The sequence below is a fragment of the Pseudomonas oryzae genome (assembly GCF_900104805.1).
GTDB classification, from domain to species: Bacteria; Pseudomonadota; Gammaproteobacteria; order Pseudomonadales; family Pseudomonadaceae; genus Geopseudomonas; species Geopseudomonas oryzae.
Genome location: NZ_LT629751.1, coordinates 4,518,166 through 4,538,817, shown reverse-complemented (window position 1 = coordinate 4,538,817; position 20,652 = coordinate 4,518,166). Strand labels below are relative to the sequence as shown.

Annotated in this window: 14 protein-coding genes; 11 read left to right on the top strand and 3 right to left on the bottom strand. The window is 68.8% G+C overall.

Annotated elements, in window-relative coordinates; all coding sequences use genetic code 11:
• Positions 1 to 35: 35 nt before the first annotated feature.
• The 3 genes from BLT78_RS20710 to BLT78_RS20700 all read right to left on the bottom strand — a co-directional run bounded on the left by BLT78_RS20710 (position 36) and on the right by BLT78_RS20700 (position 4,862).
• Complete coding sequence (locus BLT78_RS20710; RefSeq protein WP_408003118.1) at positions 36 to 1,298, bottom strand: methyl-accepting chemotaxis protein; 1,263 nt, start codon at positions 1,296 to 1,298, stop codon at positions 36 to 38.
• A 567-nt stretch (positions 1,299 to 1,865) separates the two neighbouring features.
• Complete coding sequence (locus BLT78_RS20705) at positions 1,866 to 3,650, bottom strand: PQQ-dependent methanol/ethanol family dehydrogenase (protein WP_090351890.1); 1,785 nt, start codon at positions 3,648 to 3,650, stop codon at positions 1,866 to 1,868.
• 195 nt (positions 3,651 to 3,845) lie between these two features.
• Complete coding sequence (locus BLT78_RS20700) at positions 3,846 to 4,862, bottom strand: GlxA family transcriptional regulator (RefSeq protein WP_090351888.1); 1,017 nt, start codon at positions 4,860 to 4,862, stop codon at positions 3,846 to 3,848.
• A gap of 480 nt (positions 4,863 to 5,342) precedes the next feature.
• On the opposite strand from BLT78_RS20700, the gene glyA reads away from it, so the two are divergent.
• The 11 genes from glyA (at position 5,343) to dgcB (ending at position 20,644) form a co-directional block, all read left to right on the top strand.
• A complete protein-coding gene (gene glyA / locus BLT78_RS20695; RefSeq protein ID WP_090351886.1) occupies positions 5,343 to 6,596 on the top strand; it encodes a serine hydroxymethyltransferase in 1,254 nt (417 codons plus the stop codon).
• A gap of 92 nt (positions 6,597 to 6,688) precedes the next feature.
• Positions 6,689 to 7,939 (top strand): sarcosine oxidase subunit beta family protein, encoded by a 1,251-nt coding sequence (locus tag BLT78_RS20690; protein ID WP_090351885.1) that lies wholly within the window; start codon positions 6,689 to 6,691, stop codon positions 7,937 to 7,939.
• An 11-nt stretch (positions 7,940 to 7,950) separates the two neighbouring features.
• Positions 7,951 to 8,271 carry a sarcosine oxidase subunit delta gene (locus BLT78_RS20685; protein ID WP_090351883.1) on the top strand — a complete coding sequence of 107 codons (321 nt, stop codon included), beginning with the start codon at positions 7,951 to 7,953 and terminating at the stop codon, positions 8,269 to 8,271.
• A complete protein-coding gene (locus tag BLT78_RS20680; protein WP_090351882.1) occupies positions 8,268 to 11,306 on the top strand; it encodes a sarcosine oxidase subunit alpha in 3,039 nt (1,012 codons plus the stop codon). Before BLT78_RS20685 ends, BLT78_RS20680 begins: the two co-directional genes overlap by 4 nt.
• An 80-nt stretch (positions 11,307 to 11,386) precedes the next feature.
• Positions 11,387 to 12,016, top strand: a complete 630-nt coding sequence (locus BLT78_RS20675; RefSeq protein WP_090351880.1) for a sarcosine oxidase subunit gamma — start codon at positions 11,387 to 11,389, stop codon at positions 12,014 to 12,016.
• A 126-nt stretch (positions 12,017 to 12,142) separates the two neighbouring features.
• Entirely contained in the window at positions 12,143 to 13,000 is an 858-nt protein-coding gene (gene purU, locus BLT78_RS20670; protein WP_090351879.1) for a formyltetrahydrofolate deformylase, read from the top strand.
• Positions 13,001 to 13,332: 332 nt separating this feature from the next.
• A complete protein-coding gene (gene fdhA / locus BLT78_RS20665) occupies positions 13,333 to 14,532 on the top strand; it encodes a formaldehyde dehydrogenase, glutathione-independent (protein ID WP_090352442.1) in 1,200 nt (399 codons plus the stop codon).
• 249 nt (positions 14,533 to 14,781) lie between these two features.
• Positions 14,782 to 15,759 carry a dipeptidase gene (locus tag BLT78_RS20660; protein WP_090351877.1) on the top strand — a complete coding sequence of 326 codons (978 nt, stop codon included), beginning with the start codon at positions 14,782 to 14,784 and terminating at the stop codon, positions 15,757 to 15,759.
• A gap of 150 nt (positions 15,760 to 15,909) precedes the next feature.
• The gene (locus BLT78_RS20655; RefSeq protein WP_090351876.1) at positions 15,910 to 16,440 is read left to right on the top strand and encodes a 4-vinyl reductase; all 531 of its coding nucleotides are present in this window, start codon (positions 15,910 to 15,912) and stop codon (positions 16,438 to 16,440) included.
• Positions 16,441 to 16,455: 15 nt separating this feature from the next.
• A complete protein-coding gene (dgcA, locus tag BLT78_RS20650; protein ID WP_090351874.1) occupies positions 16,456 to 18,516 on the top strand; it encodes a dimethylglycine demethylation protein DgcA in 2,061 nt (686 codons plus the stop codon).
• A gap of 157 nt (positions 18,517 to 18,673) precedes the next feature.
• On the top strand, positions 18,674 to 20,644 hold the full coding sequence (dgcB, locus tag BLT78_RS20645) for a dimethylglycine demethylation protein DgcB (RefSeq protein ID WP_090351872.1): 1,971 nt from the start codon (positions 18,674 to 18,676) through the stop codon (positions 20,642 to 20,644).
• Positions 20,645 to 20,652: the final 8 nt, after the last annotated feature.

The following is a 20,652-nucleotide window of genomic DNA, read 5'->3' as shown; positions in this document are numbered from 1 at the left end:
GCGCAAGGCGCGCCCGGGGCGCGCCGTGACGCGGTTCAGGCCGCCGCGTGCTCGCGCACGGGCGCTGCCTCGGCCGCCGGCGCCGCCTCCGGCCGGTAGCCCAGGCGCAGACCGCCCCAGTGGCGGCCGCGGACGTAGATCGGCACCGACAGGTCGTGCATCAGCTCGCCGGTGTCGCGGGTGTAGGTCTGCATCAGCAGCGCCTGCTGGTGACTGCCGCAGCGGATACCGGTGCGGTCGGTGAAGATGCGCTTGCTGCGGCTGTGCGCCATGTCCGCCTGCAGGTTGCCGCTGAGCGGCTGGCTGAACGCCCGGTTGTGGGTCGGCACGTAGCCGTCCGGGGTGCAGGCGATGGCGAACACCACCCCTTCGTGGCGCTCGAGCAGCGGCTCCTGGATGGCCGGCAGCACCTCGTCGGTGAAGCGGTCGAAACGGCTGGCGAACTTCTGCGGATGTGTGCCGGGGATCGGCTGGTAGCGCCGGTCGAACAGGTCGTCGAGGCTGATCCGCCCGCTGGCGACCGCCGCCTCGAACTGCCGGGTGATCGCCTGCGCGCCCTCGCGGGCGAGGTCGTAGACGCGCTGGTGGTAGTCGTCGAGGGCCACCTCGGCGAGCTGCTCGCTGATGTGCTCGGTGAGCTCCTCGAGCTTCATCGCCTCGCCCTCCAGGCGACGGGTCTGCTCGTCGCTGACCGCCAGGTCGCTGCGCATCTGGTCGACCGCGGCGAACAGGCTGCCGAGCTGGCGGCGGTTGTCGTCGGAGCCGACGGCGATCTCGCTGATCTGCCGTTCGACGTCCATCGACAGGGTGGCGATGCTGTCCAGGTGCTGGCCGGCGCGCTCGACCTCGGTCACCCCGGTGACCAGCTCGGCGGACAGGCTGCGGATCTGCTCGACCACCTCGCGGGTGCGGCGCTGGATCTCGGTGGTCATCTGCCCCACCTCGGCGGTCGCCGCCGCGGTGCGCCCGGCCAGGCTGCGCACCTCGCCGGCCACCACGGCGAAGCCGCGGCCGTGCTCGCCGGCGCGCGCCGCCTCGATCGCCGCGTTGAGCGCCAGCAGGTTGGTCTGGCTGGCGATCTCCTCGATCACCCCGGTGACGCGCTGGATCTCCGCGCTGCGCCGGTTCAGCTCCTCGATCAGCTCGCGGCTGGCGCCGGCCTGCTGGCGCAGCTGCTGCATGCGGCCGATGGTGTCGACCAGCACGCGGCGGCCGGCATCGCTGCTCTGCCGCGCCTCGATGGCGGCCTCCACCGCCTGCTTGCTGAGCGCCGAGGTCTGCGCCTCGGTGGCGATCATCACCTCGGCGCTGCCGACGATCTGCGCGGCGGCGGTGACCTGCGACTCGACCCGCTCGGCCAGCCGCTGCGCCGAGTAGGCGACCCCGGCCGCCGACAGCGCGTTGTGGCTGACCGAGTAGGACAGCCCGCGCGCCAGCTTGCCGACGTCCACCGTGCCGTTCGACTGGCGGGTGGCGCCGCGGCGGCGCACCAGCGGGCGCAGCCAGGGCAGCGCGACCAGCAGCGGCAGGCACAGCCACAGCGGCAGCCAGCCGCGGGCCTGGAGCAACAGCAGCAGTGCCGCACCGACACCCAGGACCAGGCGCTCGACGACGGAGCGGGAAAGGATGGACGACATGAGAGAGCCCTCGTTCGAGGCAGGCCGCCTCTGGCGCAACGCAGGAGGAAAGGCTCCGCGCTGACGGCCACCAGGTGCGCCGGCATTGTTCTTGTTAAGCCATGAGCGGGCGACTGGGACGCTTCCGCGCACGGACCGGTGCTGGTATATCGGCCGTCCCGGCGCGAGCTTTAGGCCCGGAAACGACAAGGCCGGCTGACGCCGGCCTTGTCGTTTACCCGAGCAGGATCAACGCTGCGCCACTGCCGCGGCTTCCTTCGGCAGCTTGAAGGTCCACACCATGCCGCCCTGGTTGAAGTCCTTGATGCGCTTGGCCACCTCGCCGCCCCACAGCGGTACGGCGCCGCCCCAGCCGGACAGCACGGAGACGTACTGCTCGCCGTCCATCTCCCAGGTGATCGGCGAGCCGATCACGCCCGAACCGGTGTTGAACTCGTAGAGTTTCTTGCCGGTCTTGGCGTCGAAGGCCATCAGGAAGCCTTCCGGGTTGCCGGTGAACACCAGGTTGCCCTTGGTGGCCAGCACGCCGCCCCACAGCGGCGCGTAGTTCTTGTAGCGCCAGACTTCCTTGCCGGTCTTCGGATCGATGGCGCGCAGCACGCCGATGTAGTCCTCGTTGAGCGGGTGGATGGTGAAGCCGGCACCCAGGTAGGCGGCGCCCTTCTTGTAGGCGGTGCCTTCGTTCCAGATGTCCATGCCCCACTCGTTGGACGGCACGTAGAACAGCCCGGTGTCCTGGCTGTAGGCCATCGGCATCCAGTTCTTGCCGCCGAGGAACGACGGGGCGACGAACACGGTCTTGCCCTGCGCGCCGGCGTCGTTGGGCGAGCCCGGACGGTTGGCGTCGTCGTAGATCGGCCGGCCGTTCTTGTCCAGACCCTTGGCCCAGGTGATCTTGTCGACGAACGGGAAGCCGCGGATGAACTTGCCGTTGGTGCGGTCGAGCACGTAGAAGAAGCCGTTACGGTCGGCGGTGGCCGCGGCCTTCACGGTCTTGCCGCCGTCCTGGTAGTTGAACGACACCAGCTCGTTGACGCCGTCGAAGTCCCAGCCGTCGTGCGGGGTGGTCTGGAAGTGCCACTTGATGGTGCCGTCGTCCGGGTTCAGCGCCAGACGCGAGGAGGAGTACAGGTTGTCGCCGGGGCGCAGGTGCGAGTTCCACGGCGCCGGGTTGCCGGTACCGAACAGCAGCTGGTTGGTCTCCGGATCGTAGTAGCCGCCCAGCCACGGCGCCGCGCCGCCGGTCTTCCACAGGTCGCCCGGCCAGCTCTTGCCCTGGCCTTCGCCGGTGATGCCGTGCTCGACCTTCTTGCCGTCCTTGTAGACGTAGCCCATGTGGCCTTCCACGGTCGGGCGGGTCCACAGCAGTTCGCCGTTCTTCGGGTTGTAGGCCTCGATCTTGCCGACCACGCCGAACTCGCCACCGGACACGCCGGTGATCAGCTTGCCGTTGACCACCAGCGGCGCGGCGGTGATCGAGTAGCCGGCCTTGTAGTCGGCGACGGTCTTCTTCCACACCACCTTGCCGGTGTCCTTGTGCAGGGCGACCAGCTTGGCGTCGAGGGTGCCGAAGATCACCAGGTCGTCATACAGGGCGACACCGCGGTTGATCACGTCGCAGCACGGCATGATGCCGTCGGGCAGACGGGCGTCGTACTGCCACAGCTCCTTGCCGGTCTTGGCGTCGACGGCGAACACACGCGAGTAGGAGGCGGTCATGTACATCACGCCATCCTTGACCATCGGCTGGGCCTGCTGGCCACGCTGCTTCTCGCCGCCGAAGGAGAACGCCCACACCGGGCGCAGCTGGGTGACGTTTTCGGCGTTGAGCTTGTCCAGCGCGCTGTAGCGCTGACCCTGGGTACCCATGCCGTTGGTCACGACGTCGCCGGGGGTCTGGGCGTCCTTGAGGATGTCGTCGTCGGTGACGGCCCAGGCAGACATGCCGGACAGCGCCAGCGCAAGGCTCAGGGCGGTCCGGGCAAAGGAATTAGTGAGACCGGAGTGCTTCATTGCGGCTACCTCTGCGGGTTCATTGTTATCGCCGGGAATTTTTCCCGGTCTGTAGCGAATTCTTCGCCGCAGGGTGTAAGGCAACAATTGAACGCGGGGAGCAAAGACATGCTTCCTTGGTAGCAATACCGACCCGCCAGGGTGCGCCGGGCGGGCCGGGACGCCCATGCGCAGGTCCCGGCCGGCAGGCGCGGCTCAGCTGTTCAGCAGCGGGCTCTGCTTGCGCTCGCCGCGCGGCGAGTGGCCGAAGAAGCGGCTGTAGCACTTGGAGAAGTGCGCCGGCGAGGCGAAGCCGCAGGCCAGGGCGATGTCGCGCACCTGCTGCTCGCTGCGCAGCAGCAGGTCGCGGGCGCGCTTGAGGCGCAGCTCCAGGTAGTACTGGCTGGGCGTGCGGTCCAGGTACTTGTGGAACAGCCGCTCCAGCTGGCGCACCGACACCTCGTTGAGCTGGGCCAGTTCCTCCAGCTCCAGCGGCTCCTCGAGGTTGGCCTCCATGATCGCGACGATCTGGCTGAGCTTGGGCTGGGCGTGGCCGAGCTGCTGGCGCAGCGGCACGCGCTGCTGCTCGCGGGCGCCGCGCATGCGGTCGCACAGCAGCAGCTCGGCGGCGCGGGTGGCGATCTCCACGCCGCCCTGCTCGCGGGCGATCAGCTGCAGGGTCATGTCCATCGACGCGGTGCCGCCCGAGCAGGTGTAGCGGTCGCGGTCCAGCTCGAACAGCTGGCTGGAGATGACGATGTCGGGGAAGCGCTCCTTGACCTGCTCGATGTCTTCCCAGTGCAGGGTGCAGCGGTAGCCGTTGAGCAGGCCGGCGCAGGCCAGCAGGTGGCTGCCGGTGCAGATGCCGGCCAGCGGCACGCGGTGGTCGGCCTGGCGGCGCAACCAGTTGAGCAGCTCGCGCGGATACTTGTCGGGCATCGGGTTGGAGCCGACCACGAAGATCGCGTCCAGCGGCGGGGCGTCGGCGATGCTGTGGTCGGGCACCACGCGCATGCCGTTGCTGGCCTGCACCGGCTCGCTGCCCTGGGCGAGCAGCAGGGTGCGGTACAGCGGCTTGCGCGCCGCCAGGTTGGCCATGCGCAGGGTCTCGATCGCCGAGGCGAAACCGATGGTGGTGAAGTTGGGAATCAGCAGGAAACCGAAGGTCCGGGTCCGGCCGCCCTCGGGGCTGACCGTCGCTGCCTGCTTCGCTGCCGTCGACACACGCGCCATTACTGCTACTCCTCGCATGCCGCACCGCGACGGGCAGGGGCTGCCGGGTGCGGTACGGCCAATTCTTGTTCTTGTCGTTTCGGGGGGAGGCTCTGCGCGACCTCCTGCGCCCGATCTTACACCCATTCGCGACACCCTCCAGCGCCACTGGTAAGCGCGGCGCGGGTTTCTCCGCGCGACATCGCCGCCCGCGGCAGCGCATCTGCCACGCGCCCGTGGCGCCCTGCCTCCGCCGCCTGCGGCGCAGGTCAGTTTGAGCATTTTCACGTCGCAAATAGGCAAATGGGCCGCCGGCCTATTTCGCACAATCGATCCAACACGCTTTCCAGCCGGCGGTCGCCGGCACCCCGTCGCTCTCGCGGTTTCGCGGCGACACGCACCGGACAGGACGCCGGGGTGCGGGAGGCACGCCCCGATCAGACCGGGCCTGGGCAGCCCTATTCCAACAGACGACCTCTAGGTGTCGCAGGGAGATCAGAGATGTTCAGCAAACAAGACCAGATCCAGGGCTACGACGACGAACTGCTGGCGGCGATCGACGCCGAGGAGGCTCGCCAGGAGCACCACATCGAGCTGATCGCCTCGGAGAACTACACCAGCAAGCGCGTCATGCAGGCCCAGGGCAGCGGCCTGACCAACAAGTACGCCGAAGGCTACCCGGGCAAGCGCTACTACGGCGGCTGCGAGCACGTCGACAAGGTCGAGGCGCTGGCCATCGCCCGCGCCAAGGAGCTGTTCGGCGCCGACTACGCCAACGTCCAGCCGCACTCCGGCTCGCAGGCCAACGCCGCGGTCTACCTGGCCCTGCTGCAGGCCGGCGACACCATCCTCGGCATGAGCCTGGCCCACGGCGGCCACCTGACCCACGGCGCCAAGGTGTCGTCTTCCGGCAAGCTGTACAACGCCGTGCAGTACGGCCTGAACCCGGAGACCGGGCTGATCGACTACGACGAGATCGAGCGCCTGGCCCTGGAGCACAAGCCGAAGATGATCGTCGCCGGCTTCTCCGCCTACTCCAAGACCCTCGACTTCGCCCGCTTCCGCGAGATCGCCGACAAGGTCGGCGCCTACCTGTTCGTCGACATGGCCCACGTCGCCGGCCTGGTCGCCGCCGGCCTGTACCCCAACCCGATTCCCTTCGCCGACGTGGTCACCACCACCACCCACAAGACCCTGCGCGGCCCGCGCGGCGGCCTGATCCTCGCCAAGAGCAACGAGGAGATCGAGAAGAAGCTCAACGCCGCGGTGTTCCCCGGCGCCCAGGGCGGCCCGCTGATGCACGTGATCGCCGCCAAGGCGGTGTGCTTCAAGGAGGCGCTGGAGCCGGGCTTCAAGGACTACCAGCAGCAGGTGATCAAGAACGCCCAGACCATGGCCCAGGTGTTCATCGACCGCGGCTACGACGTGGTCTCCGGCGGCACCGACAACCACCTGTTCCTGGTCAGCCTGATCAAGCAGGGCCTGACCGGCAAGGACGCCGACGCCGCCCTCGGCCGCACCGGCATCACCGTCAACAAGAACGCGGTGCCCAACGACCCGCAGTCGCCGTTCGTGACCTCGGGCATCCGCATCGGTACCCCGGCGATCACCACCCGCGGCCTCAAGGAGGCGCAGAGCGCCGAACTGGCCATGTGGATCTGCGACGTCCTCGACCATCTCGGCGATGCCGACGTCGAGGCCCAGGTGGCGCGTCAGGTGGCCGGCCTGTGCGCCGACTACCCTGTGTACCGCTGAGTCATAAGCCCCATGCGCGGCCGGGAGGGTGACACCCCTCCCGACCCGATCCTCTCCCGGCGGAGAGGGAGCAACGTATCAGGAGCCTCCAGATGCAACGTTATTCCGGCTTCGGCCTGTTCAAGCACTCCCTGAGCCATCACGAGAACTGGCAGCGCATGTGGCGCAACCCGACGCCCAAGCCGGCCTACGACGTGATCATCGTCGGCGGTGGCGGCCACGGTCTGGCCACCGCCTACTACCTCGCCAAGGAACACGGCATCACCAACGTCGCGGTGATCGAGAAGGGCTGGCTGGGCGGCGGCAACACCGCGCGCAACACCACCATCGTGCGCTCCAACTACCTGTGGGACGAGTCCTCGCAGCTCTACGAACACGCCCTGAAGCTGTGGGAGGGCCTGTCCCAGGACCTCAACTACAACGTCATGTTCTCCCAGCGCGGCTGCTACCACCTGTGCCACACCCTGCAGGACCTGCGTGACGCCGAGCGTCTGGTCAGCGCCAACCTGCTCAACGGCATCCCCAACGAGCTGCTCGACCGCAACCAGGTGGCCGACGAGATCCCCTTCCTCGACTGCAGCAAGAACACCCGCTACCCGATCCTCGGCGCCTCGGTGCAGCGCCGCGCCGGCAACGCCCGTCACGACGCCGTGGCCTGGGGCTACGCCCGCGCCGCCGACGCCCTGGGCGTCGACCTGATCCAGCAGACCGAGGTGATCGGCTTCCGCAAGCAGAACGGCGCGGTGATCGGCGTCGAGACCAGCCGCGGCTTCATCGGCGCCAAGCGCGTCGGCATGGTGGTCGCCGGCAACACCAGCCCGCTGGCGGCCAAGGCCGGCTTCCGCCTGCCGCTGGAATCGCACCCGCTGCAGGCGCTGGTATCCGAGCCGATCAAGCCGATCATCCACAGCGTGATCATGTCCAACGCCGTGCACGGCTACATCAGCCAGTCCGACAAGGGCGACCTGGTGATCGGCGCCGGCATCGACGGCTGGGTCGGCTACGGCCAGCGCGGCTCCTACCCGGTGATCGAGCACACCATCCAGGCCATCGTCGAGATGTTCCCGGTGCTGTCGCGGGTGCGCATGAACCGCCAGTGGGGCGGTATCGTCGACACCACCCCGGATGCCTGCCCGATCATCGGCAAGACCCCGGTGCCCAACCTGTTCATCAACTGCGGCTGGGGTACCGGCGGCTTCAAGGCCACCCCCGGATCCGGCCACGTGTTCGCCGCCACCCTGGCGCGCGGCGAGCCGCACCCGCTGGCCCGGCCGTTCAACCTCGAGCGCTTCCACACCGGCGCGCTGATCGACGAACACGGCGCCGCCGCCGTCGCCCACTAAGGAGACCCGTCATGCTGAACATCTTCTGTCCCCACTGTGGCGAACTGCGCTCCGAGGAGGAATTCAGCCCCGCCGGCCAGGCGCACATCGCCCGGCCGCTGAACCCCGAGGCCTGCTCCGACGAGGAGTGGGGCGAGTACCTGTTCTTCCGCGATAGCCCGCGCGGCCTGCGCCACGAGCTGTGGCTGCACGCCTCCGGCTGCCGCAAGTACTTCAACGCCACCCGTCACACGGTGAGCTACGAAATCCTCGAGACCTACAAGATCGGCGAACAGCCTGCCTTCACCGAGGCAGCCGGCAAGAAGTCCGCCGCCCAAGGAGTAACGGCATGAGCCAGGTCAATCGCTTGTCCCGCGGCGGCCGCATCGACCGCAGCCAGCCGCTCACCTTCACCTTCAACGGCCAGCGCCTGCAGGGCTTCGCCGGTGACACCCTGGCCGCCGCCCTGCTGGCCAACGGCGTCGACGTGGTCGGCCGCAGCTTCAAGTACTCGCGCCCGCGCGGCATCGTCGCCGCCGGCGCCGAGGAGCCCAACGCCATCATCCAGCTCGGCTCGCGCGAGTCGACCCAGGTGCCCAACGTGCGCGCCACCCAGCAGGCGCTGTACGACGGCCTGGTGGCCAGCAGCACCAACGGCTGGCCGAACGTCGACACCGACCTGATGGGCCTGGTGGGCAAGGTCGGCGGCAAGATGATGCCGCCCGGCTTCTACTACAAGACCTTCATGTTCCCGCAGTCGATGTGGCCGACCTACGAGAAGTACATCCGCAAGGCCGCCGGCCTCGGCCGCGCGCCGAGCGAGAACGACCCGGACAGCTACGACCTGGTCAACCGCCACTGCGACGTGCTGGTGGTCGGCGCCGGCCCGGCGGGCCTGGCCGCCGCCCTGGCCGCCGCACGCAGCGGTGCGCGGGTGATCCTCGCCGACGAGCAGGAAGAGTTCGGCGGCAGCCTGCTCGACAGCCGCGAGACCCTCGACGGCAAACCGGCCGCCGAGTGGGTCGCCCAGGTGGTCGCCGAGCTGCAGACCTACCCGGAAGTCGTCCTGCTGCCGCGCGCCACCGTCAACGGCTACCACGACCACAACTTCCTGACCATCCACGAGCGCTGCACCGACCACCTCGGCGAGAGCGCGCCGCTCGGCGCCTTCGCCCACAAGCCGGTGCGCCAGCGCCTGCACCGTGTGCGCGCCAAGCGCGTGGTGCTGGCCGTCGGCGCCCACGAGCGCCCGCTGGTCTACGCCAACAACGACGTCCCCGGCAACATGCTGGCCGGCGCGGTGTCCACCTACGTGCGCCGCTACGGCGTGGCCCCCGGCAAGCAGCTGGTGCTGGCCACCAACAACGACTACGCCTACCGCACCGTGCTCGACTGGCTGGACGCCGGCCTGCAGGTGGTCGCCGTCGCCGATGCGCGCAGCAACCCGCGCGGCGCCTGGGTGGAAGAGGCGCGTTCGCGCGGCGTGCGCATCCTCACCGGCAGCTCGGTGGTCGAGACCCGCGGCAGCAAGCGGGTCAAGGCCGCGCGCATCGCCGCCATCGACACCCGCAACCACCGCGTGACCAGCCCCGGCGAGTGGCTGGAGTGCGACCTGGTGGCCAGCTCCGGCGGCTACAGCCCGGTGGTGCACCTGGCCTCGCACCTCGGCGGCCGGCCGACCTGGCGCGAGGACATCCTCGCCTTCGTCCCGGGCGACGGCCTCGGCCTGCAGGCGCGCGTCTGCGCCGGCGCGGTCAACGGCGTGTTCGCCCTGGGCGGCGCCATCACCGACGGCTACAACGCCGGCAGCAAGGCCGCCACCGACGCCGGCTTCAAGGCCGTCACCGGCAAGCTGCCGCGCGCCGAGGAGCGCCGCGAGGAAGCCACCCTGGCGCTGTTCCAGGTGCCGCACGACAAGCCCACCGCCCGCGCGCCCAAGCAGTTCGTCGACCTGCAGAACGACGTCACCGCCGCCGGCATCGAGCTGGCCACCCGCGAGGGCTTCGAGTCGGTCGAGCACGTCAAGCGCTACACCGCGCTGGGCTTCGGCACCGACCAGGGCAAGCTCGGCAACATCAACGGCCTGGCCATCGCCGCCCGCTCGCTGGGGATCAGCATCCCGCAGATGGGCACCACCATGTTCCGCCCGAACTACACCCCGGTCAGCTTCGGCGCGATCGCCGGGCGCAACTGCGGCCCGCTGTTCGACGCCAAGCGCTTCACCGCCATGCACGCCTGGCACGTGAAGAACGGCGCGCTGTTCGAGGACGTCGGCCAGTGGAAGCGCCCGTGGTACTTCCCCAAGCCGGGCGAGGACCTGCACACCGCGGTAGCCCGCGAGTGCCTGGCGGTACGCAGCAGCGTCGGCATCCTCGACGCCTCGACCCTGGGCAAGATCGACATCCAGGGTCCGGACGCCCGCGAGTTCCTCAACCGCGTGTACACCAACGCCTGGACCAAGCTCGACGTGGGCAAGGCCCGCTACGGCCTGATGTGCAAGGAAGACGGCATGGTCTTCGACGACGGCGTGACCGCCTGCGTCGGCGACAACCACTTCATCATGACCACCACCACCGGCGGCGCCGCCCGCGTGCTGCAGTGGCTGGAGCTGTACCACCAGACCGAATGGCCGGAGATGAAGGTGTACTTCACCTCGGTCACCGACCACTGGGCGACCATGACCCTGTCCGGCCCGAACAGCCGCAAGCTGCTCGCCGAGGTCACCGACATCGACCTGGACAAGGACGCCTTCCCGTTCATGACTTGGAAGGAAGGCAAGGTCGGCGGCGTGCCGGCGCGGGTGTTCCGCATCTCCTTCACCGGCGAGCTGTCCTACGAGGTCAACGTGCAGGCCGACTACGCCCTGGGCGTGTGGGAGAAGCTGATCGAGGCAGGCAAGAAGTACAACCTGACCCCGTACGGCACCGAGACCATGCACGTGCTGCGCGCCGAGAAGGGCTTCATCATCGTCGGCCAGGAAACCGACTCCACGGTGACCCCGGACGACCTCAACATGGGCTGGTGCGTCGGCCGCACCAAGCCGTTCTCGTGGATCGGCTGGCGCGGCATGAACCGCGAGGACGCCCGTCGCGAGGGCCGCAAGCAGCTGGTCGGCCTGCGCACCGTGGACCCGAACCAGGTGCTGCCGGAAGGCACCCAGCTGGTATTCGATCCCAAGCAGCCCAAGCCGATGCAGATGGCCGGCCACGTGACCTCCAGCTACCAGAGCGCCAGCCTCGGTCACAGCATCGCCCTGGCGCTGGTCAAGGGCGGCCTGTCGAAGCTCGGCCAGAAGGTCTACGCGCCCTGCCGCGACGGCCGGCTGATCGAGGCGGAGATCGTCAGCTCAGTGTTCTACGATCCCAAGGGCGATCGCCAGAACATCTGATGGGTACACCGGCCCCCGCGCGGGGGCCGGTCTTGCGAACAGGATTCTTACGGCGCCCGCGGGCGCCAGGCAGGTGAACCATGACTGCGATCAACGTCTTCAACCAACGCCCCGCCGACCTCCCCGGCCAGTCGCCGCTGCACCACGCCGGCTTCGACCAGCTGATCGGCAAGGGCCGGCCCAACGCCGGCGTGCGCCTGCGCGAGCGCAAGCTGCTCGGCCACCTGACCCTGCGCGGCGACGGCAAGGACCCGGCCTTCTGCGGCGCCGTGCACCAGGCCCTCGGCCTGGAGCTGCCGGTGGCCCTCGGCCTGGTCGCCAAGGGCGAAACCTCGCTGCAGTGGATGGGCCCCGACGAGTGGCTGCTGATCGTGCCGCGCGGCGAGGAGTACGCCACCGAGCTGCGCCTGCGCGAGGCGCTGGCCGGCCAGCACATCCAGGTGGTCAACGTCAGCGGCGGGCAGACCATCCTCGAGCTCAAGGGCGACAAGGTCCGCGACATGCTGATGAAGTCGACCAGCTACGACGTGCATCCCAACAACTTCCCGGTCGGCAAGGCGGTCGGCACCGTGTTCGCCAAGTCGCAACTGGTGATCCGCCACACCGCCGAGAACACCTGGGAACTGCTGGTGCGCCGCAGCTTCGCCGACTATATCTGGCTGTGGCTGCAGGACGCCTGCGCCGAGTACGGCCTGGCCATCGAGGGCTGACGCCCGCGCCGGTGCGCACGGCGCCCCCTACGCCGAGCAGGGGGCGCCGTGCGCACCACGTACCTGCACCCCCACGGGCCCCGCGCCCCGCGCGGAGCCTTCTCTCTTGCGCCAGCGGAGCCCGCCATGAGCCGCACCCCCGACACCTGGATCCTCACCGCCCACTGCCCGAGCCTGCTCGGCACCGTGGACGTGGTCACGCGCTTCCTGTTCGAGCAGGACTGCTACGTCACCGAGCACCACAGCTTCGACGACCGCCTGGCCTGCCGCTTCTTCATCCGCGTCGAGTTCCGCGCCCCGGCCGGCTTCGACGAGGCGGAATTCCGCGCCGGCCTGGCGCAGCGCGTCGAACCCTTCGCCATGCAGACCGCGCTGACCCCGCCGGGCTACCGGCCCAAGGTGGTGATCATGGTCTCCAAGGCCGACCACTGCCTGCACGACCTGCTCTACCGCCAGCGCATCGGCCAGCTGTCGATGGACGTGGTCGCGGTGGTCTCCAACCATCCCGACCTCGAGCCGCTGGCGCGCTGGCACGGCATCCCCTACCACCACTTCCCGCTCGATCCGCTCGACAAGCCCGCCCAGGAGGCGCGCGTGCTGCAGGTGGTCGAGGACAGCGGCGCCGAGCTGGTGATCCTCGCCCGCTACATGCAGGTGCTGTCCGCCGAGCTGTGCCGACGCCTGGACGGCCGGGCGATCAACATCCACCACTCGCTGCTGCCCGGCTTCAAGGGCGCCAAGCCCTACCACCAGGCCTACCAGAAAGGCGTCAAGCTGGTCGGCGCCACCGCCCACTTCATCAACAACGACCTCGACGAGGGGCCGATCATCGCCCAGGGCGTCGAGGCGGTGGACCACGCCCACTACCCCGAGGACCTGATCGCCAAGGGCCGCGACATCGAGTGCCTGACCCTGGCCCGCGCGGTCGGCTACTTCCTCGAGCGCCGCGTGTTCCTCCACGCCAACCGCACCGTGGTGTTGTAACGGTCGCGCCGCCCGCAGAAACGCAGGGTGGACAACTCGCGAAGCGATTGTCCACCGCGACCGGGGCGTAGTGGTGGACAAGGCTGCGCCGTTGTCCCCCTACGTGACTGGCGGGGCTCGCCGGCCCGTCGTTTTCAGCAGATACCGACCCGCGACCTGCCCTGACGTTTTGAGCAATCCCCGGGTCGCTTACGTACCACAGCCCCACCGCCACCCGCCGCTAAGCTGCCGACACAGTGCCGCTGCCTGCGGCCACCGACACCAGCTCCAGCTACAAGCCGCGCGGCATTCGGCCCCGCCTTGTTTCCACAACAACAAACGGAGAACTGATGATGTCCGACAATCGTGGTGTGGTTTATCTCGGCGCCGGCAAGGTCGAGGTGCAGAAGATCCCCTATCCGAAGATGCAGGACCCGCGCGGCCGCAAGATCGAGCACGGGGTGATCCTCAAGGTGGTGTCCACCAACATCTGCGGCTCCGACCAACACATGGTGCGCGGCCGCACCACCGCCCAGGTCGGCCTGGTGCTCGGCCACGAGATCACCGGCGAGGTGATCGAGAAGGGGCGCGACGTAGAGCATCTCGCCATCGGCGATCTGGTCTCGGTGCCGTTCAACGTCGCCTGCGGCCGCTGCCGCAGCTGCAAGGAAATGCACACCGGCGTGTGCCTGACCGTCAACCCGGCACGTGCCGGCGGCGCCTACGGCTACGTCGACATGGGCGACTGGACCGGCGGCCAGGCCGAGTACGTGATGGTGCCCTACGCCGACTTCAACCTGCTCAAGCTGCCCGAGCGCGACCGCGCGATGGAGAAGATCCGCGACCTCACCTGCCTGTCGGACATCCTGCCCACCGGCTACCACGGCGCGGTCACCGCCGGCGTCGGCCCGGGCAGCACCGTCTACGTCGCCGGCGCCGGCCCGGTCGGCCTGGCCGCCGCCGCGTCCGCCCGCCTGCTGGGCGCCGCGGTGGTGATCGTCGGCGACGTCAACCCGGTGCGCCTGGCCCACGCCAAGGCGCAGGGCTTCGAGATCGCCGACCTGTCCCAGGACACCCCGCTGCACGAGCAGATCGCCAACCTGCTGGGCGAGCCGGAAGTCGACTGCGCGATCGACTGCGTGGGCTTCGAGGCCCGCGGCCACGGTCACCAGGGCGTGCAGCACGAGGCCCCGGCCACCGTGCTCAACTCGCTGATGCAGGTCACCCGCGTGGCCGGCAAGATCGGCATCCCCGGCCTGTACGTCACCGAAGATCCGGGCGCGGTGGACGCCGCGGCGAAGATCGGCAGCCTGAGCATCCGCTTCGGCCTCGGCTGGGCCAAGTCGCACAGCTTCCACACCGGGCAGACCCCGGTGATGAAGTACAACCGCGCGCTCATGCAGGCAATCATGTGGGACCGCCTGAACATCGCCGAGATCGTCGGCGTGCAGGTGATCGGCCTGGACGAGGCGCCCAAGGGCTACGGCGAGTTCGACGCCGGCGTGCCGAAGAAATTCGTCATCGACCCGCACCGCGTGTTCAGCGCCGCCTGAGGACGGCAACGCAACAGTCACGGCAGGCGTCGCTCGCATGCGCGACGCCTTTTACAAGGGGGCCACGGCGGCTCCCTTTTTTTATTTGCGCCCCCTGCGCCGGCTTGTCCCGCCGCGACCGCCCCTGACGCTTTCGGCAATCCCCCGGTCGCTTTTGCACCGGGGCGCCCCGGACGCCCGGCATATGCTCCTTTCAAAGCGCCGGCACCGACGCCGCCGCAAGGTACCGCCAGACAAGGGGACAGCCTGATGAGCCCAGCCGAATTGCACGCCGACAGCATCGTCATCGACGGTCTGATCATCGCCAAGTGGAACCGCGAACTGTTCGAGGACATGCGCAAGGGCGGCCTCACCGCGGCCAACTGCACCGTATCGGTGTGGGAAGGCTTCCAGGCCACGGTGAACAACATCGTCGCCAGCCAGCAGCTGATCCGCGAGTGCAGCGACCTGGTGCTGCAGGTGCGCACCACCGCCGACATCCGCCGCGCCAAGGAGCAGGGCAAGACCGGCATCCTGTTCGGCTTCCAGAACGCCCACGCCTTCGAGGACCAGATCGGCTACGTCGAGGTGTTCAAGCAGCTCGGCGTGGGCATCGTGCAGCTGTGCTACAACACCCAGAACCTGGTCGGCACCGGCTGCTACGAGCGCGACGGCGGCCTGTCCGGCTTCGGCCGCGAGATCGTCGCCGAGATGAACCGCGTCGGCATCATGTGCGACCTGTCCCACGTCGGTTCCAAGACCTCCGAGGAAGTCATCCTCGAGTCGAAGAAGCCGGTCTGCTACTCGCACATCCTGCCCTCCGGCCTCAAGGAGCATCCGCGCAACAAGTCCGACGCCGAGCTGAAGTTCATCGCCGACCACGGCGGCTTCGTCGGCGTCACCATGTTCGCTCCGTTCCTGGCCAAGGGCATCGACTCGACCATCGACGACTACGCCGAGGCCATCGAGTACGTGATGAACATCGTCGGCGAGGACGCCATCGGCATCGGCACCGACTTCACCCAGGGGCACGGCCAGGAATTCTTCGAGTACCTGACCCACGACAAGGGCTACGCCCGCCGCCTGACCAGCTTCGGCAAGATCGTCAACCCGCTGGGCATCCGCACCGTCGGCGAATTCCCCAACCTCACCGAGACCCTGCTCAAGCGCGGCATGCCCGAGCGCACCGTGCGCAAGGTCATGGGCGAGAACTGGGTGCGCGTGCTGGGCGAGGTGTGGGGCGAGTGAGCCCGACCTGAACCGTAGGGTGGGTCAGCCGCAGGCATGACCCACCAGCCGGCCCACCGGGCCAGCCCTGGCGATGCCTGACGGCATCGATGGTGGGTCACGCCGCTGCGCGACCCACCCCACCAACCAACCGAACTCCGAGAGACAACCATGAGCACCCACGCCCCCGAAATGCCCATCCTGGTCGACGACGAAACCGGCGTCTGGACCACCGACGCGCTGCCGATGCTCTACGTGCCGCGCCACTTCTTCGTCAACAACCACATGGGCATCGAGGCCGAACTCGGCGCCGAGCGCTACGCCGAGATCCTCTACAAGGCTGGCTACAAGTCCGCCTGGCACTGGTGCGAGAAGGAAGCCGAGTGCCACGGGCTGGTCGGGGTCGAGGTCTACGAGCACTACATGAAGCGCCTGTCGCAGCGCGGCTGGGGCCTGTTCAAGATCGAGGCGATCGACGTCGACGCCGGCACCGCCCGCGTGCGCCTCGACCACTCCGCCTTCGTCTACGTCTACGGCAAGTGCGGCCGCAAGGTCGACTACATGTTCACCGGCTGGTTCGCCGGCGCCATGGACCAGATCCTCGCCGCCAAGGGCAGCACCCTGCGCACCGTCGCCGAGCAGGTCTACGGCGCCTCCGAGGAAGGCCACGACCACGGCCTGTTCGTCGTCAAACCGCTGTAACCAGGAGAGACCGCCATGGCCTTCGAAGCAATGTTCCAGCCGATCCAGATCGGCAAGCTGACCATCCGCAACCGCGTGCTCTCCACTGCCCACGCCGAGGTCTACGCCACCGACGGCGGCATGACCACCGAGCGCTACGTGAAGTACTACGAGGAGAAGGCCAAGGGCGGCATCGGCCTGGCCATCTGCGGCGGCTCGTCGGTGGTCGCCATCGACAGCCCGCAGGAATGGTGGAGCTCGGTGAACCTGTCCACCGACCGCATCATCCCGCACTTCCAGAACCTCGCCGACGCCATGCACAAGCACGGCGCCAAGATCATGATCCAGATTACCCACATGGGCCGCCGCTCGCGCTGGGACGGCTTCAACTGGCCGACCCTGATGTCGCCGTCGGGCATCCGCGAGCCGGTGCACCGCGCCACCTGCAAGACCATCGAGCCGGAAGAGATCTGGCGGGTGATCGGCAACTACGCGCAGGCCGCGCGCCGGGCCAAGGAAGGCGGCCTGGACGGCGTCGAGCTGTCCGCCGTGCACCAGCACATGATCGACCAGTTCTGGAGCCCGCGGGTCAACAAGCGTACCGACGAGTGGGGCGGCAGCTTCGAGGGCCGCATGAAGTTCGGCCTGGAAGTGCTCAAGGCCGTGCGCAAGGAAGTCGGCGACGACTTCTGCGTCGGCATGCGCATCTGCGGCGACGAATTCCACCCGGACGGCCTGTCCCACGAGGACATGAAGCAGATCGCCGCCTACTACGACGCCACCGGCATGATCGACTTCATCGGCGTGGTCGGCTCGGGCTGCGACACCCACAACACCCTGGCCAACGTGATCCCCAACATGAGCTACCCGCCGGAGCCGTTCCTGCACCTGGCGGCGGGCATCAAGGAAGTGGTCAAGGTGCCGGTGCTGCACGCGCAGAACATCAAGGACCCCAACCAGGCCACGCGCATCCTCGAGGGCGGCTACGTGGACATGGTCGGCATGACCCGCGCGCACATCGCCGACCCGCACCTGATCGCCAAGATCAAGATGGGCCAGGTCGACCAGATCAAGCAGTGCGTCGGCGCCAACTACTGCATCGACCGCCAGTACCAGGGCCTCGACGTGCTGTGCATCCAGAACGCGGCGACCAGCCGCGAGTACATGGGCGTGCCGCACATCATCGAGAAGTCCACCGGGCCCAAGCGCAAGGTGGTGGTGGTCGGCGGCGGCCCGGCCGGCATGGAGGCGGCGCGGGTGTCCGCCGAGCGCGGCCACGAGGTGACCCTGTTCGAGAAGAACGACGCCCTCGGCGGGCAGATCAGCATCGCCGCCAAGGCGCCGCAGCGCGACCAGATCGCCGGCATCACCCGCTGGTACCAGCTGGAGCTGGCGCGCCTGAACGTCGACCTGCGCCTGGGCACCGCCGCCGACAGCGCGACCATCCTCGACCTCAAGCCGGACGTCGTCATCCTCGCCAACGGCGGCAAGCCGTTCGTCGAGCAGAACGAGCACTGGGGCGCGGCCGAGGGCCTGGTGGTGAGCAGCTGGGACGTGCTCAACGGCGTGGTCGCGCCGGGCAAGAACGTGCTGGTCTACGACACCATCTGCGAGTTCACCGGCATGTCGGTGGCCGACTTCCTCGCCGACAAGGGCTGCAAGGTGGAGATCGTCACCGACGACATCAAGCCGGGCGTGGCGATGGGCGGCACCACCTTCCCGACCTACTACCGCAGCCTGTACCCCAAGGAAGTGATCATGACCGGCGACCTGATGCTGGAAAAGGTCTACCGCGAGGGCGACAAGCTGGTGGCGGTGCTCGAGAACGAATACACCGGCGCCAAGGAGGAGCGGGTGGTCGATCAGGTGGTGGTGGAGAACGGCGTGCGCCCGGACGAGACCCTCTACTACGAGCTCAAGCAGGGTTCGCGCAACAAGGGGCAGATCGACGTGGAAGCGCTGTTCGCCATCAAGCCGCAACCGTGCCTGGCCGAGCAGGGCGACGGCTACCTGCTGTTCCGCATCGGCGACTGCGTGGCCCAGCGCAACACCCACGCGGCGATCTACGACGCGCTGCGTCTGTGCAAGGACTTCTGACGACCCCCCGTAGGGTGGGCCAGCCGCGCCGCGGCCTGGCCCACCGACCGGATCACCGAGCCGACCAGGGCGCTGCCTGGCGGCATCGATGGTGGGTCAAGCCTGCGGCTGACCCACCCTACGCGGACGCTCACGGTCCCCATAAGGAGACCCAACCATGCTGAACACCCTCCTCCCCATCCTGCTCTTCGCCGCCCTGGCACTGGCCGTGCTGGGCGCCGCGAAGCGCTTCCTGATGTGGCGCCGTGGCCGCCCGGCCAAGGTCGACTGGCTCGGCGGCCTCATGAAGATGCCGCGCCGCTACCTGGTCGACCTGCACCACGTGGTCGAGCGCGACAAGTACATGTCCAAGACCCACGTGGCCACCGCCGGCGGCTTCGTGCTGTCCGCCGTGCTGGCCATCGCCGTGCACGGCTTCGGCCTGCACAACCGCATCCTCGGCTTCGCCCTGCTCGCCGCCACCGTGCTGATGTTCGTCGGCGCGCTGTTCGTCGCCAAGCGCCGGCGCAACCCGCCGAGCCGCCTGTCCAAGGGCCCGTGGATGCGCCTGCCGAAGAGCCTGCTGGCCTTCGCCGGCAGCTTCTTCATCGCCACCCTGCCGGTCGCCGGCATCCTCCCCGAAGGCATGGGCAGCTGGATCCTCGGCGGCCTGCTGGCCCTCGGCGTGGCCTGGGGCGTGTCCGAGCTGTTCCTCGGCATGACCTGGGGCGGGCCGATGAAGCACGCCTTCGCCGGCGCCCTGCACCTGGCCTGGCACCGCCGCGCCGAGCGCTTCGGCGGCGGCCGCTCGACCGGCCTCAAGGCCCTCGATCTGGACGACCAGGCCGCGCCGCTGGGCGTCGAGAAACCCACCGACTTCACCTGGAACCAGTTGCTCGGCTTCGACGCCTGCGTGCAGTGCGGCAAGTGCGAGGCGATGTGCCCGGCGTTCGCCGCCGGCCAGCCGCTCAACCCGAAGAAGCTGATCCAGGACATGGTCATCGGCCTGGCCGGTGGCAACGACGCCAAGTTCGCCGGCAGCCCCTATCCGGGCAAGCCGCTCGGCGAGCACAGCGGCGGCCCGCACCTGCCCATCGTCGCCCGCGAGGGCCAGGGCCTGGTCGACGCCGAGACCCTGTGGTCGTGCACCACATGCCGCGCCTGCGTGGAGGAGTGCCCGATGATGATCGAGCACGTCGACGCCATCGTCGACATGCGTCGCCACCTGACCCTGGAGCGCGGGGCCACGCCGAACAAGGGCGCCGAGGTGCTCGACAACCTGATCGCCACCGACAACCCCGGCGGCTTCGCCCCCGGCGGCCGCCTGAACTGGGCCGCCGACCTCGACCTGCCGCTGATGCGCGACAAGCAGGAGGCCGACGTGCTGTTCTGGGTCGGCGACGGCGCCTTCGACATGCGCAACCAGCGCACCCTGCGCGCCTTCGTCAAGATCCTCAAGGCCGCCAAGGTGGACTTCGCCGTGCTCGGCCTCGAGGAGCGCGACAGCGGCGACGTGGCCCGTCGTCTGGGCGACGAGGCGACCTTCCAGCAGCTGGCCAGGCGCAACATCGCCACCCTCAACCAGTACAAGTTCAAGCGCATCGTCAGCTGCGACCCGCACAGCTTCCACGTGCTGAAGAACGAGTACGGCGAGCTGGGCGGCCACTACGAGGTGCTGCACCACAGCACCTTCATCGCCACCCTGCTGGCCAGCCAGGCCATCGAACTCGGCCAGCACGCCCTCGCCCAGCAGGGCGCGGCGATCACCTACCACGACCCCTGCTACCTCGGCCGCTACAACGGCGAGTACCAGGCGCCGCGTGCGGTGCTCAAGGCGCTCGGCCTGGAAGTGAAGGAAATGGAACGCTCCGGCTTCCGCTCGCGCTGCTGCGGCGGTGGCGGCGGCGCGCCGATCACCGACATCCCCGGCAAGCAGCGCATCCCCGACATGCGCATGGCCGACATCCGCGAGACCGGCGCCGAGCTGGTGGCGGTGGGCTGCCCGCAGTGCACCGCGATGCTCGAAGGCGTGGTCGCCCCGCGCCCGGAGATCAAGGACATCGCCGAACTGGTCGCCGAAGCGCTGATCGAGGTGCCGAGCGAGGCAAAAAAGCCGGTAGCGCGGCGTGAAGCCGCGGAGGTGAACTGATGAACCAC

Excerpts from the sequence above, each read along its gene's own strand:
- dgcA (WP_090351874.1), top strand. The coding sequence starts at position 16,456 with ATGGCCTTCGAAGCAATGTTCCAGCCGATCCAGATCGGCAAGCTGACC.
- BLT78_RS20705 (WP_090351890.1), bottom strand. The coding sequence starts at position 3,650 with ATGAAGCACTCCGGTCTCACTAATTCCTTTGCCCGGACCGCCCTGAGC.
- BLT78_RS20685 (WP_090351883.1), top strand. The coding sequence starts at position 7,951 with ATGCTGAACATCTTCTGTCCCCACTGTGGCGAACTGCGCTCCGAGGAG.
- BLT78_RS20655 (WP_090351876.1), top strand. The coding sequence starts at position 15,910 with ATGAGCACCCACGCCCCCGAAATGCCCATCCTGGTCGACGACGAAACC.
- dgcB (WP_090351872.1), top strand. The coding sequence starts at position 18,674 with ATGCTGAACACCCTCCTCCCCATCCTGCTCTTCGCCGCCCTGGCACTG.
- BLT78_RS20710 (WP_408003118.1), bottom strand. The coding sequence starts at position 1,298 with ATGATCGCCACCGAGGCGCAGACCTCGGCGCTCAGCAAGCAGGCGGTG.
- BLT78_RS20680 (WP_090351882.1), top strand. The coding sequence starts at position 8,268 with ATGAGCCAGGTCAATCGCTTGTCCCGCGGCGGCCGCATCGACCGCAGC.
- BLT78_RS20660 (WP_090351877.1), top strand. The coding sequence starts at position 14,782 with ATGAGCCCAGCCGAATTGCACGCCGACAGCATCGTCATCGACGGTCTG.
- fdhA (WP_090352442.1), top strand. The coding sequence starts at position 13,333 with ATGTCCGACAATCGTGGTGTGGTTTATCTCGGCGCCGGCAAGGTCGAG.
- purU (WP_090351879.1), top strand. The coding sequence starts at position 12,143 with ATGAGCCGCACCCCCGACACCTGGATCCTCACCGCCCACTGCCCGAGC.
- BLT78_RS20690 (WP_090351885.1), top strand. The coding sequence starts at position 6,689 with ATGCAACGTTATTCCGGCTTCGGCCTGTTCAAGCACTCCCTGAGCCAT.
- glyA (WP_090351886.1), top strand. The coding sequence starts at position 5,343 with ATGTTCAGCAAACAAGACCAGATCCAGGGCTACGACGACGAACTGCTG.
- BLT78_RS20675 (WP_090351880.1), top strand. The coding sequence starts at position 11,387 with ATGACTGCGATCAACGTCTTCAACCAACGCCCCGCCGACCTCCCCGGC.
- BLT78_RS20700 (WP_090351888.1), bottom strand. The coding sequence starts at position 4,862 with ATGGCGCGTGTGTCGACGGCAGCGAAGCAGGCAGCGACGGTCAGCCCC.